General features: G+C 42.3%; 10 protein-coding genes. 4 read left to right on the forward strand and 6 right to left on the reverse strand.

From position 1 onward, the window contains the following. Positions 1-25 precede the first annotated feature (25 nt). From GNF10_RS01435 to aroA, 3 genes are all read right to left on the reverse strand, one after another. The gene (locus GNF10_RS01435; protein ID WP_185583470.1) at positions 26-1,615 is read right to left on the reverse strand and encodes an alkaline phosphatase; all 1,590 of its coding nucleotides are present in this window, start codon (positions 1,613-1,615) and stop codon (positions 26-28) included. Between the two features lie 226 nt (positions 1,616-1,841). Continuing rightward, positions 1,842-2,393: a PEP-CTERM sorting domain-containing protein gene (locus GNF10_RS01440; RefSeq protein WP_185583468.1), complete on the reverse strand. Its 552-nt coding sequence runs from the start codon at positions 2,391-2,393 to the stop codon at positions 1,842-1,844. A gap of 739 nt (positions 2,394-3,132) precedes the next feature. After that, the gene (gene aroA / locus GNF10_RS01445) at positions 3,133-4,413 is read right to left on the reverse strand and encodes a 3-phosphoshikimate 1-carboxyvinyltransferase (protein WP_185583466.1); all 1,281 of its coding nucleotides are present in this window, start codon (positions 4,411-4,413) and stop codon (positions 3,133-3,135) included. Positions 4,414-4,974: 561 nt separating this feature from the next. On the opposite strand from aroA, the gene GNF10_RS01450 reads away from it, so the two are divergent. The 4 genes from GNF10_RS01450 (at position 4,975) to GNF10_RS01465 (ending at position 9,247) form a co-directional block, all read left to right on the forward strand. Continuing rightward, the gene (locus GNF10_RS01450) at positions 4,975-5,805 is read left to right on the forward strand and encodes a DUF928 domain-containing protein (RefSeq protein ID WP_185583464.1); all 831 of its coding nucleotides are present in this window, start codon (positions 4,975-4,977) and stop codon (positions 5,803-5,805) included. A 5-nt stretch (positions 5,806-5,810) separates the two neighbouring features. Continuing rightward, complete coding sequence (locus GNF10_RS01455) at positions 5,811-8,039, forward strand: CHASE2 domain-containing protein (RefSeq protein WP_185583462.1); 2,229 nt, start codon at positions 5,811-5,813, stop codon at positions 8,037-8,039. Positions 8,040-8,309: 270 nt separating this feature from the next. Beyond that, entirely contained in the window at positions 8,310-8,615 is a 306-nt protein-coding gene (locus tag GNF10_RS01460; RefSeq protein WP_012408049.1) for a hypothetical protein, read from the forward strand. Positions 8,616-8,890: 275 nt separating this feature from the next. Beyond that, entirely contained in the window at positions 8,891-9,247 is a 357-nt protein-coding gene (locus GNF10_RS01465; RefSeq protein ID WP_185583460.1) for a hypothetical protein, read from the forward strand. Between the two features lie 98 nt (positions 9,248-9,345). On the opposite strand, the gene GNF10_RS01470 is transcribed toward GNF10_RS01465, so the two are convergent. The 3 genes from GNF10_RS01470 to GNF10_RS01480 all read right to left on the reverse strand — a co-directional run bounded on the left by GNF10_RS01470 (position 9,346) and on the right by GNF10_RS01480 (position 12,937). After that, positions 9,346-9,693 (reverse strand): cupin domain-containing protein, encoded by a 348-nt coding sequence (locus tag GNF10_RS01470; protein WP_185583458.1) that lies wholly within the window; start codon positions 9,691-9,693, stop codon positions 9,346-9,348. Further along, positions 9,690-12,584: a glycerol-3-phosphate acyltransferase gene (locus tag GNF10_RS01475; protein ID WP_185583456.1), complete on the reverse strand. Its 2,895-nt coding sequence runs from the start codon at positions 12,582-12,584 to the stop codon at positions 9,690-9,692. The genes GNF10_RS01470 and GNF10_RS01475 overlap by 4 nt, the downstream gene beginning before the upstream one ends. A gap of 176 nt (positions 12,585-12,760) precedes the next feature. Next, a complete protein-coding gene (locus GNF10_RS01480) occupies positions 12,761-12,937 on the reverse strand; it encodes a hypothetical protein (protein WP_159402606.1) in 177 nt (58 codons plus the stop codon). Between the last annotated feature and the right edge of the window lie 177 nt (positions 12,938-13,114).

The raw sequence follows: 13,114 nt of genomic DNA on the forward strand, positions 1-13,114 counted from the left end.
GTGTCAATACCTGGGAATTAAACCATTAGACTTGTTGTATTTCTGGACGACCATCTTCAACCACAAATGAAGCCCGCTTACTAATCGTGCCAAATGGGGTTGTGACATTTGACATAACCAAATAGTCTGTCTTCCAGTTTGTGGGAGTCAGGGAACAACGAACATAGCCCCGTTGATTATTGAAAAACTTAATGTGTGGGTTATCGGGTAAGTAAGCTTCAACTGCGGGGGTGCTGTCTGAGCCATCACCACCGGAGCTAATTGAAGAACAGACGAATTCACTGCCAACTGTAGCGGATTGTGGATTATCAAAGTTAGCTTTGAGATTCATTGCCCAATGGGAATGCACATCGCCTGCTAAAGATACTGGATTAGAGGGCTGGCGCTGTCCGAGGAAAGCCATGAGGCGATCGCGCGAAGCCACATAACCATCCCATTTATCCATGCTGTAAGTTCCGCCTTCTCCTGGTTTCATGTCTCGTTGAGCAATGGGAACCTGCTGCGCCAAAACATTCCACTTCGACTGTGAGCTATTTAAACCATCGAATAACCAATCCTCCTGTGCTTTACCGATAATGGTTGCATTCGGATCTAAATTTTCTGGGCAACGTTCTTTAGTACCATCACCACAGGGCTGATCGGTGCGATATTGGCGGGTATCTAAGACATGGAAGGTGGCTAAATTACCAAAGGAAAGCCGACGGTAAAGTTGCATATCGGGGCCAATGGGACGCGAGAAGGGGCGCAGTGGCATGTGTTCGTAGTAAGCCTGATAAGCAATAGCCCGTCGTTGGAGGAAGATTGCCCGATCCTGATCTGGTTCAGTATCAATTTCTGAAATATTGTTGGCGTAGTTATTTTCTACTTCGTGGTCATCCCAGGTAACAATCCAAGGAAATGCTGCATGGGCTGCTTGCAGATTGCTATCAGTTTTATAAAGGGCGTGGCGGTTGCGGTAATCTTCTAAGGTGAAAATTTCTGTACTATTGTGCTTTCTGGGGCTAGTGGTTGAGATTCCCCCTTCATAGATGTAATCACCAACATGCACTACTAAATCGAGGTCGTCCTGTGCTAGATATTTGTAGGCGGTATAGAATCCCTGCTGATAGTTTTGGCAGGAGACTAGACCAAAGTTAAATTTACTCAAATAGCTATTTGCTAAAGGTGCTGTCCGAGTGCGGCCAATGGGGCTAGCATCTTGACCAACCAGAAATCGATACCAATACCAAGTATCAGATTGCAGTCCTTCTACCACAACTCGCACTGAGTGAGCTAGTTGTGGGGTTGCAAGTACCGTACCTCTAGAGACAATGCGCCTCATATCAGGATCAGTTGCTACTTCCCAACGAATTGGCACATTCACAGGTGGCATTCCTCCTCCCTCTAAGGGTTCAGGAGCGAGACGAGTCCAAATCACTACGCTGGTAGGATAAGGTTCGCCCGATGCTACACCCAAGGTGAAAGGATAATTAGAAAATCTGCTTTTAGCGATCGCTGTTTGATGAGAAAATTGATTAGCGATCGCTAAACCAGACAATGCTCCTGCCCCGATAATTAAGTTGCGTCGTTTCATTCGACTATGCAGAAAGCGCTCAAAATTCCGGTAATCTACCATTCTCTACTCCTGAGTAACAGGTAAGTTAAAGCACAGCAACAGCTAACACAAAGAAGGCAGGGTAATCGTAGGCAAATTTCATAATTAATTCCCTTACCAAAATCAGGTTTTAATTCCCAATTTCTCCATTATTATCAATGTGTTAGATGTTATGTTGCTACAGAAAAGCCTACTAATAACAGATTAAGTTTTGGCAAAGAAAGCATTAATATCAACTTAATGAAGGTTAGACTTTAACCTTTTTTATTGATGCTACTTTTCTCTTCATCATCAAGCCAAAGCTACAAGCAAAGAGAGCGCCAAATAAAGGTGTAGGTTCAGGTACTTGTGTATACGAAACTCTACCTGATATGGGTTCAGCATCTGGAGCGGTTCTAGAGAAAATTGTAAAATCTTCACCGATGATTTCGTAACTGGTAGAACTGGCAGGATCAGATTTATCGTTGAACTGATAATCTAATGAAAAAGATGTTTGTCCTGTTAAAGATGTGGTTTGAAATACGATAGGGAAGTCTGGATAGTTGTTGTCATCTTGTTCTGTGTAGACGGTAGAATCACCATCAAATTGAAAAGAGAGTGACTGAATTGTCGCTTCGGGAATGTAATCATTACTCAAAGTCGAGTCATCAAAACTAAAAAAGCCATTTCCCTTAGTTATAGGACTATCAACTGTGAAAGCGTAATTAATAATTGCAGCAGATACAGATTTTGCATCTACAACAGCAAAACCTAGAGTTAGGCTAGCAGCAGCAATGGCTAATTTTGGAACTATTTTCATCTCCATTTTCCTCACAATAAACTGATATCACTGATTAGAACAGTGATAGAAATCAATGATTTTTCCCTTTTTAATAAAGAGAAATAAGTCTCCAAGTAATTGGATGCACCTTATATTAAAATTGCGAGTTTAAGCAGACTTTAATTAGAGGTAAAATAAGATCAAATTTAAGTTTGCAATATATAGGGCTTCTCCTACTCTGCGGGAAGCCCTTTTGCGTCTACATCCTGTAGTTTTGTATAAGGAACTTCCAAATAAAAAAATATCCCAAAACGGACGCAAAAATACTCTCTATTTCTTCTTCCTCTGTGTTCTCTGCGTCTCTGTGGTTCGTTTTGGTTGAAGAAGGCAGGAGGCAGGAGGCAGAGGGCAGAAGGTTCAATATATTCGGGGATTCAACACCGTACTTAGTTGGGGCCACAAAACAAGAAAATTTGGTGGGGGTCTTAAACCCAAGTTCCCTTTGGTCACGGGCAGAGAGCAGAAAACAGTATTCCTTCTGCCTCCTGCCTTCTGCCCTCTGCCTTTCTTGATAACTTATTTATTGGAAGTCCCTAAGTCCTATAAAGATTATTGAATTCAGCAAAAACCTTTTCAAATAAAAATCTTCGTTCGTATTTAGGACTAAAATCCTAGCTTTGGGGACTGAAGTCCCCACTACAAACTACTTATTATGAGTCATAACCTACCACTAAAATCAAACACAAAATGAAGATAATCGCTACAAAATACTACTCAATTATTCTTCTAACATTTTGAAGAATCGAGTAAAGTAATCTGGAAAAGTTTTCGCTGTACAGCCAGGATCTTTAATTACAATTCCTGGAACCTTCAAGCCAGTGACAGCAAAAGCCATCGCCATTCGATGATCGTGATAGGTTTCAATCTCCGCCGGGGTAATGGGGCCAGGCTCAATTTTTAGTCTATCTGGAAATTCTTCAACCTGAACCCCTAGCCGACGCAACTCTGTTACTACTGCTCGAATTCGGTCGGTTTCCTTATAGCGAATATGTTCCACGTTACGAATGGTAATCGGTGAACTGGCAAAAGGCGCGATCGCACCTAATGTTTGCACTAAATCCGATATATCATTCATATCAATATCTATGCCTTGCAATTGCTTCGGCCCTGTCACTTCGGTGTAATCATCCGAAGCTTTAACTTCGCAACCCATCTGTTCTAAAACATCTAGCCAGAGAATATCACCCTGACACGATTGTTTCGTCAAATGTTTGACGCGCACTCGTCCCCCCGTGACGGCGGCGGCGGCAAAAAAGTAAGAAGCATTTGACGCATCGGGTTCTACTGTGTAATGTCGAGCTTGGTAACGTTGACCCGCTTTAATCTGAAATTGATTATCGCCGATTTGATTCACCTCCACGCCAAAATCTGCCATCAGACGACAGGTCATTTTGACGTAAGATTGAGAAACTAATGTCCCCTCAACCTCAATGCTCGTATCCTGTTGAGCATAAGGCGCAATCATTAGCAATGCCGAAAGTTGCTGACTTGTTTGGTTAGCTTTTAACCGAAAATTTCCGCCAGCGAATCCTTGGCTATAGACGGTGTAGGGCATAAACCCGGAGTTTCCCTCAAAGTTAACGGTTGCTCCACCCGTTTGCAGCACCGTGAGCATATCACCCATCGGTCGTTCTCGCATTCTGGGAACGCCGTCTAGACGATATTCACCGTTACCCAGTGCCACCAACGCCGAGATAAACCGTGCTGCTGTACCTGCCAAACCCACAAATAAATCTGCCTGTTTAGCTGGAATGTCGCCTCCCCTTCCTGCAACCTGAATCTGAGCCAAATTAGGATTTAACGTAATGGGAATGCCTAATTGCTCTACGCATTTGACAAAATACTCGCTGTCTTCACTAAATAAGGCATTTTCTAAAATGGAGTCACCTTGTGCCAAAGCAGCCACAAGCAATGCCCGATTGGTAAGACTTTTAGAACCGGGAATTTCTACCGTGGCATCCACTGGCCGATTTAGAGCAGGAATTGCAATGGTATCCACGTTAAACCTCTACGTAGGCGGTTAGCTACAACTTTATATATTCCCATATTGTCAAGCAATTTGGATTTTAGATTTCTTCCATGTCTATCCCTTGTGCATTTCGACTCTTTAGAGGTTGTTTGAAAAGTATTTCACTGTAACTTTAGACACTTTTAGATCCCCCCTACCTTAAAAAGCTACCGTGTACACACAAATCATCTGATCCCCCTAAATCCCTCTTAAAAAGGGGGACTTGAAGAAATTTCCCCCCTTTTTAAGGGGGGTTAGGGGGGATCGAAACACTGTTAGACAACTTTATAAGACTTGTGTGTACACCGTAGACCTTAAAAAGGGGGGAACCGGAATTAAAGCCCCCCTTTTTTAAGGGGGGGTTGGGGGGATCGATAACGTTTTGTTACCGACGAAAGGACTTTTAAAACATCCTCTTAGACACAGGAGCAGGGAAAAATAAGCAATTCCTAATTACTCATACCCAATAGTTTGTAGGTGAAAAATTTGATCTTGCTTTTGGGAATACTTAATTTACTCACTTGAATAATTTATAACCCAGGCATTATCAATATGAAACCGATTAAAGCATTCCTATATTTTCTAGCCTTTTCCTTACCTTTGGGTTTGCTTTCTGCTTTAACAGCACAAGTACACGCTCAGTCGTACCATCCCAACAAAACTTGGCAAATTAGTCAGGCATTTAAGCCACCACAGCGAGGAAAACCTCCTGCAAGTGCTGGTGGGTCTACCCGTAGCGGCTCTTGCCTAATAGGGAAAAAATTAATAACTCCCTTAATGCCTCCAGATAAATTAGGGCTGACATTTGCTCAACATCCAACATTTTTCTGGTATCTACCTCCATTTCAAGTTAAAACAGCTAAGTTTGTGCTGCTAGCTGAAGACCAGAATGTATTTTATGAAACGTCTTTTAAGCTCCCTGCTAAACCTGGAATTATTAGCTTCAAACTTCCTGAGAGTTCCCCCGGTCTCACTGTAGGCAAAACTTATCACTGGTATCTAACAATTGTTTGTAATACTCAAGACTCCAGCGACAATCCGACTGTAGAAGGTTGGGTGGAACGCACTCAACCAAGCTCATCGTTGTCGGAGGCGTTAGCAAAGGCAAATGTGTACAAGTTACCCACCATCTATGCAGAAGCTGGGATTTGGCATGAAGCGCTGACTAGTTTGGTGCAGCTACGCCGGACTGAGCCGAATAATTTTAAAGCGAAGCTAGATTGGAGACAATTTTTGAAGTCTGTAGGTTTGAGTGCGATCGCTTCAGAAGCATTGATCGATTGTTGCACATCTAAGAGAGAAGGGCATGGAGCTAAAGCAGAATTTCCAACTCCCAACTCCCCATTCCCAACTCCCCGCTCCCTATTCCCCACTCAGCACTAAATCTTATGTGGGCAAAGCTGAAATCGCAAATCTGGCAATGGCGTGGTGTTTTACTTGCTGTTCCCAATATTACAGCCCTGGTGATTGCACTACGCTTGACTGGATTACTGCAATTGTTGGAATTGGCAGCACTAGATCAATTTTTTCTCCTCCGTCCACAAGAATCGCCTGATACCCGCATCGTCATAGTTGAAATTAATGAGGCAGATGTCCGTAAGCAGGGCCAGTGGCCTATGTCTGATGGAAAACTTGCCAGTTTGTTAGAGAAAATCAAACAGCAACAACCCAGAGCGATTGGTTTAGATATTTATCGTGATTTACCCGTCAATCCTGGTCATGAAGCTTTACTTAAGGTGTTTAAATCTACTCCAAATTTGATTGGAGTCCAAAAAGTCTCTGATACTGTTGATAGTTCGGCAGTTGATTCGTCTCCAGAACTAAAGCGACTTGATCAAATTGGGTCAAATGATTTACCCATAGATGGGGATGGCAAAATTCGGCGATCGCTATTATACGTAAATTTAAATAATGATGAGATTCTGGAAAGCTTTGGGTTAAAGCTGGCATTGTTGTACTTGAAGCCTGAAGGTATTACCGCCAAGCCAGCAGCAACTAACTCTAATTATTTGCAGTTAAATCGTGGCGTTTTCCCGATTTTTGAAGCTAATGATGGGGGTTATGTCCGAGCAGATGCGGGAAGTTACCAAGTGCTGTTGAACTATCGAGGACGGATACAGCAGTTTACTAAAGTTTCTCTGGGCGAAGTACAAGATAAGCCCATTCCACCAGACTTAATGCGGGACAAGGTGGTGTTAATTGGTGCTACTGCTGAGAGCTTGAAGGATCTATTTTATACGCCTTATAGCAGTAACGTCTTGACTAACGCAGAACGAATGGCGGGTATAACAATTCATGCCAATTTGATTAGTCAAATTTTAAGTGCGGCAATGGATGGCCGTCCGTTGATTAAGTGTTTACCTGAGCCGCTAGAATGGCTATCAATTTTAATTTGGTCAATTATTGGTGCTAGCTTGTGTTGGTTACAACGCCACAGTAGCAACCAGAAAACCCTTATGACTGTTAGTGTTTTGCTAGCAGGTGGCGGTTTAATTGGTGGTAGTTTTCTAGCGTTTTTGGCTGGTTGGTGGATTCCTGTTGTCCCTTCATTGCTGGCATTCGCTGGTTCTGCGATCGCACTTACTCAGTATATTGCTCAAAGCGCTACCGAGATGCGAAAAACCCTCGGACGCTATCTAACTGATGAAATCGTCGCCAATATCCTAGAAACTCCTTCTGGGTTAAAGCTAGGGGGAGAACGAAGAAAAGTTACGGTTCTTGTGTCTGATTTAAGAGGATTCTCAGCTATTTCCGAACAATTGCCACCTGAAGAAGTAGTAAAGATTTTGAATCTTTATTTGGGAACAATGACAGATGTGATTAATCAGTATAAAGGCACGATTAATGAGTTTATGGGTGATGGCATTTTTGTGATATTTGGTGCGCCAATTAGCCGCATAGATGATTCCCAAAGAGCGATCGCTTGTGCTATTGCGATGCAATTGGCAATGCAGCAAGTAAATGAACAAAATCGGCAAATGAATTTTCCCATTCTCGAAATGGGAATTGGGATGAATACAGGGGAAGCTGTAGCCGGAAATGTAGGTTCTCAAAAACGCGCTCAATATACAGTTATTGGCAGTCATGTTAATTTGGCTGCTCGAATTGAATCTTATACAGTGGGAGGACAGATTTTAGTTTCTGAAAATACCTGCAAAGATGCAAATATTGACATCCAAATTGCTGGGCAACTACAAATAGAACCCAAAGGGATGAGACACCCTGTGACAATTTGTGAAATTCGTGGCATTGGCGGTAAATATAATTTATTCTTGCCTGAAGATGATGAAGAAATAATCATTCTCAATCAAGAAGTACCTGTAAAATACACCATTTTACAGGGAAAATATGCAGTGGGTAAAGTATTTCTGGGAGCATTGATTAGCCTCTCTGAAAAAGGGGCACAATTGCGATCGTTAGATTCTTTAGAAATATTAAGTAATCTCAAACTCAAGCTATTGATTGAAGCAGAAATAGCTACAGAAGAAGAACATATCTATGCCAAGGTGATCCAACAGTCTAATGTTGATGAGCATCTTTTTCTGCTTCGGTTTACAGCCGTTCCGCCAAAAGCGATCGCAATGCTCAATGCACTCCGTCAAGCTGAGTCAGGTTAGAGCATCAATATTTAAATGGTAACGAAGGGAGGTGTATGTAAATACAGTCAACTGAAAAAGTAGGTAGTTCAGAATTTTTTAAAACAGTAACAATTGTTGCTGATGCAACCAAGCGATCGCGGTAAGATTTTGAACTTAAGCCCGATCAGACTCCAATAACTCCTTAATAATTCGTAATTTTTAATTTATGCTATGGAGCAAATAAGTTGAGTGATGGAGACAAAAATATGATTTTTCTAAAACTGAAATTCAATTACATCCAAAAGAGAAATGACAAACATAAACAACTTTCAAAAACTTGTAGAGCTTGCAAATGAATATGGGATTATTTGCCAGCCAACGCCAGAAGAATGCTTAATTGCATCCTTGCCTGGAGAGGATGATTTTTTATTAGCTTTTACTTGGTCTGGTGTCGTTGAAGGAGAGCCGCCAGAGCATGAATTAATCGCAATTAGTGTACAAGATATAGTTAAAGAAGTTACTGTTGCAGCTTGGCAGATTCCTATTTATTTATTCGGAAACGTTTTAAGGCAGGCTCAGATGCTTGTTGCTGCCCACAAAGATTTTTTTAGCTAGCAGATAAGCCTCAATACATTAAGAGACTATTTATAAAGCAAATCTTAAGTAGGGTGCGTTATGGACTTTAGTCCTAACGCACCGAAAATCTTTGACGGTGCGTTATGCTGACGCGATAACACACCCTACAAAACTAGGGTTAGATTTCTGAAGCTTAGATGTTAGCAATAATACTTTTCAAACAACCTCTTAGTGATATTCCTGATAGACTTGACTTGCACTGTAAAATTTAATCGGATAACCTGAGCGATCGCAATTGTTTTCTAAGAAAATCAATGAACAAATTCTTACTGAGTTTGCTTTCTTCTCCTGTACTGATTAGCTCCATTCTCTCTATGGGGGTAATGCTGAATCAAGCACAAGCTATAGAGCCACAATCAGAAACCCAAACCACAGACCGTCTATCTTGTATCCGCAATAAACATAAAGTGGGTTTAGTATGTGCCAGGGCTTCTGTATTGGCTCAAATTCCTAACTACCAGCGTGAAATAGAGTTTTCTCAAGAAGATTCTCCCATGCTAGAGTTCAATGTCGAGGAAAGCGATGTGGCAGTCAACTTATTTAACTGCGATTGTCCTGCCTGTATAAATTCTTTACGTCAGATGCGCGGCGTGACACCCTTGGTATATTAGGATTCTACAAATTTATCTTTGTTTTAAGCAACATCCACAAGCTTTAGTGAGGGCACAACATTTTTGAGCCTTCACTAAAGCTTTTGATATTCCAATAATTACGCTGATTTTTCCACACGCAAACCAAAGTAGGTCAAAACAAGCTCAGTTGAGCCACTATTGACAACTTCATGTACTTCTCCCACTTCTATCGCTACGCAATTCCCTGGAAGCAGGGGGTATTCTGTACCATCAATATAAATTACTCCTGAACCGGCTTCCACAAAGAATACTTCGCACATATCTTGATGCGCGTGTGCTGGCGCGGTTTGTCCGGGAGCAAAACGCGCTTGAGAAAAGTTAGTTAGGTGAGGCAAATCGCCGAAGCGTAACATCACCTTTTTCTTGATTTCGGGATTGTGAGAGACAGACTCTTCTGGCAAGTTTTTCAGAGAATTGGTAATCATTCAGGTCTTAAATCGTTAGATAATTCCACAATACCCCTAGACCCATCAATCCTTACCCGTTGACCATCTTGCAAAAGCCATGTAGCACCCCGAACATCCATGACAGCAGGAATACCATATTCACGAGCCACGATTGCACCGTGAGAAAGCCGTCCACCAACTTCGGCAATTAATCCTCCAGCCCTTAATAACAAAGGGGCCCAGCCGGAATCTGTATAAGGTACTACCAGAATTGTATCTCTGTCAATCTCCGGCACATCTTGTAAATTTCGCAACACCTTTATCCTGCCTTCAGCTTGCCCGTGACTGGCTCCAATCCCTTGTAATATTTGGTCAGAGTAGAGTGCAGAGGGAGCTAAGGGGTGAGGAGGTGTGTTGCCGTAGACTAAAAGTGGAATTTGAATGAACTCGCTATCTTGAACGAATTGCGATCGCCTCGATTCCACTAACTTATCTAACTCTTCAATCAACCTAGAATCGTCAGCTACAACTAAACGCCGCACTTCATCAAAGTTGAGAAAAAAGATATCTCCTGCTTCCTGGAGTAAGCCGGATTTTAACCAAATCTTCTCTAAAGCGACAAAACTCCAACGTAATTCAGCTAACAGCCGTGAATAAACTTCGGTAACTCGCCCTTTAATATCCACACGCCGTTGGACAAAAGAACGTTTGCGTTTACCAGCAAAGATGCTATTAATCGCATCTTTAGCGCCTGCTTGTGGTTCGTTCCCCTGCATTAATTGCACAAACATCTGCTTAATCATCTGGGGATTTTCCCGCCAAGTAGGAACGGAAATATCAGTTCCTACTTCACTTAAATAGCCGTAATCCTGAAGTAATTCGTCAAATTCTTGCAGGATTTTCTCTCCCTCTGGGGTTTGCTTTAATTGCTCAAATACCTGCTGTGGTTCAAACTCAAGCAATACTTGCTTGGCATCCGTGGCTATTGCACTGAGCGATCGCAATGCTGCCACCTCTGGAGTCACGCTATTATCAATTTGGCCATCCTTCACCCGAAAAATCGCCTGTCGGAGGGCGGCACTTAAGGGAGCTAAAATGCTGTAATATGTCCCGTGGCGCAGCAACTCTAAAATAAAGTCAATTCTGATTAGCAACTTGGCTGGTTCCAAATTCTCTACATTTTCCTGCGCCAACTGCGACAACCCAGGAATAAACCGTTGGTGATAATCTTGTTTGAAGTCTTTTTCTAAATTTAATTCCCGCTTCAGCAACCTCCCTAGTCCTGGCAAATTCTCCCAGGTTGACTGCAAAGAAGGTTTACTTAATTTAGCTCCTCTGGTTAAAAATTCCAGACTTTCCGGCGGCAATCCCATGCGGAGAAAGATATTTCCTAAGAGGGATGCGTTAAAATAAGCTCTGGAATAGTGCAGAGTTGCTGTTTCATTAAAATCTAACCCCAAAGCGCGATCGCCCAAAACTAGAGTAAAGAATTCTCCCCAAACTCCACAAGTTAAAGGACGATTAATTGACCATGTTAAGGGGTGAATTACTCCAGGAATCACTTCAGCAGCGATTTTGCGTGTCCAAATTGGTAGCAAAGTGGTGATCGGTCGAGATTGCAACACCCAAAGCGTTTGACCGTCGTAACTCCATTCAATATCTTGAGGAGTGCCATGATAGCGTTTTTCGAGTCGGTAAGCTAAATATGCGACTTGCTTGATTAATGCTTGGGGAACTCGTCCTTCACCCTCTAATTGCACAGAGGAAGATTTTTCTGTTTCAACGACAAAAGCGCGATATTGTTCTGGTGTGAATTTTCCCGAAACGATTTGCGTTGGGCTGCCTGGAAGGGCTTCAATGATAATTGCATCACCTTGCTGAGTAATGGGATCGCGGCTGAAAGCAACGCCAGAATATACACTTTGGACTTGTTGTTGAATCAACACAGCCATTGCTGTATCGTTTGAGCCGCGATCGCGCCGATACTGTACAGCAGATGGATGATTGTAAGAAGCTTGAACTTGAGCGATCGCTTGCTGTAATGCCTCTGGGCTAGTAACATTTAAAACTGTTTCATATTGTCCAGCTGCGGAAGAATTTTCTGAGTCTTCGCCAATGGCAGAAGAACGCACCACCAAGGGGGATAATTCTGATGGCTGGAGAAATTCTGTCAACACTTTTGGATCGTCGATTGGCGCTAGTACCCATCCCTTCGGCACTGGATAGCCCCAGCGCTTAATTTGGGATAATGTAGCCGCCTTTTCTCCGACAATAGCAGCATCCAACTCTTCATCTAAAGAAACCATCGCGCTATTGCCCCGTAAAAATTCCAACATCGCTTGCGATTCTGTTTGTGCCTCTTGAACTGGTAGGTTCATATCATCTGGAATTTTTGCATAAATCCAGGCCATTAAACCAGCTAAAGCGACAGCAGCAAGCATTCTGGGGATATCGCTTAGATGCAAAATTGCTACAAACAGTGGAAAGAGAAGCAAAACCCCAAATTTGACTGCCTGTTTTGATGGCAGAATTGTAAAGCTAATACCTGCAAAGAAAGAAACAAATATTGCCACCAGGGGATCGTGTACGACAAATCCCCAGACGACATTTGTTGTACCTGCTCCTCTGCCTATCCAGTATCTACCAATTACCAGAGCGATCAGGGCGATTAATTCCCAAAACGATCCCTCTGGGAAGAAAAGACGGGTGAGGAAAACTGCTGCAATTCCTTTAAAAGCTTCTGACAAGACTGCCAGAATTCCGACAAACTTACCACCGTGATAAAAGGCAGCTGATACACTAATGTTTCGTGTACCAACTTGTGATAATTGCTTACCCGTAAGCGCGTAAGCTATCCATGCAATCAGGGGTAATCCGCCCAAGAGGGGGCAGATAATTAAAATAACTAAAACACCCCAAGGTTCAAACATTCTGGATTTTGGATTTTAGATTTAAATTTTCCATCTAAAACCTCAAATCTAAAATCTAAAGTTTTTCTGAAATTTTTGATGGTAATTAGGGCGCTTTTATTTATTAGTCATGGAATGGACACTTGGCTACAACGGAAACCGTTTAAGACAAGTGCCCTTCTAGACTACTAATGGTTTTAGTTTAGCGCATAGGCAGCTTGCAGCGCCCAGATGATGAGAGCAGCGATCGATCCCAGAAGCAACACGGTAGAGATAGTGACTACTTTTGGGGAATCTGCACCCTCAAACTTCATAATTCCTCGATTTAAGTCGGACATAGCTTTGTAATCCTCTCTTGTTGGAGCATGAAACATTTGTCCGTTTTGATTGTAGTCCCTCTATTTACGGATGATGTTAAATTCCTAATATTATTTTGTTTAAGCCTCGCAATTTTTCCAACCCCACAATTACTTATTTCTTCAGAGGTATGAGTCGTATTTATTAACGGTGGAGAGTTAGGGAATAAGGTAGCAGAGGGGAAAGAAGTAATT

Origin of the sequence: Nostoc sp. UCD121 (assembly GCF_014222285.1) — a bacterium.
In the GTDB taxonomy this organism is placed as follows: Bacteria; Cyanobacteriota; Cyanobacteriia; order Cyanobacteriales; family Nostocaceae; genus Nostoc.

Excerpts from the sequence above, each read along its gene's own strand:
- GNF10_RS01435 (WP_185583470.1), bottom strand. The coding sequence starts at position 1,615 with ATGGTAGATTACCGGAATTTTGAGCGCTTTCTGCATAGTCGAATGAAA.
- GNF10_RS01440 (WP_185583468.1), bottom strand. The coding sequence starts at position 2,393 with ATGAAAATAGTTCCAAAATTAGCCATTGCTGCTGCTAGCCTAACTCTA.
- GNF10_RS01450 (WP_185583464.1), top strand. The coding sequence starts at position 4,975 with ATGAAACCGATTAAAGCATTCCTATATTTTCTAGCCTTTTCCTTACCT.
- GNF10_RS01455 (WP_185583462.1), top strand. The coding sequence starts at position 5,811 with ATGTGGGCAAAGCTGAAATCGCAAATCTGGCAATGGCGTGGTGTTTTA.
- GNF10_RS01460 (WP_012408049.1), top strand. The coding sequence starts at position 8,310 with ATGACAAACATAAACAACTTTCAAAAACTTGTAGAGCTTGCAAATGAA.
- GNF10_RS01465 (WP_185583460.1), top strand. The coding sequence starts at position 8,891 with ATGAACAAATTCTTACTGAGTTTGCTTTCTTCTCCTGTACTGATTAGC.
- GNF10_RS01470 (WP_185583458.1), bottom strand. The coding sequence starts at position 9,693 with ATGATTACCAATTCTCTGAAAAACTTGCCAGAAGAGTCTGTCTCTCAC.
- GNF10_RS01475 (WP_185583456.1), bottom strand. The coding sequence starts at position 12,584 with ATGTTTGAACCTTGGGGTGTTTTAGTTATTTTAATTATCTGCCCCCTC.
- GNF10_RS01480 (WP_159402606.1), bottom strand. The coding sequence starts at position 12,937 with ATGTTTCATGCTCCAACAAGAGAGGATTACAAAGCTATGTCCGACTTA.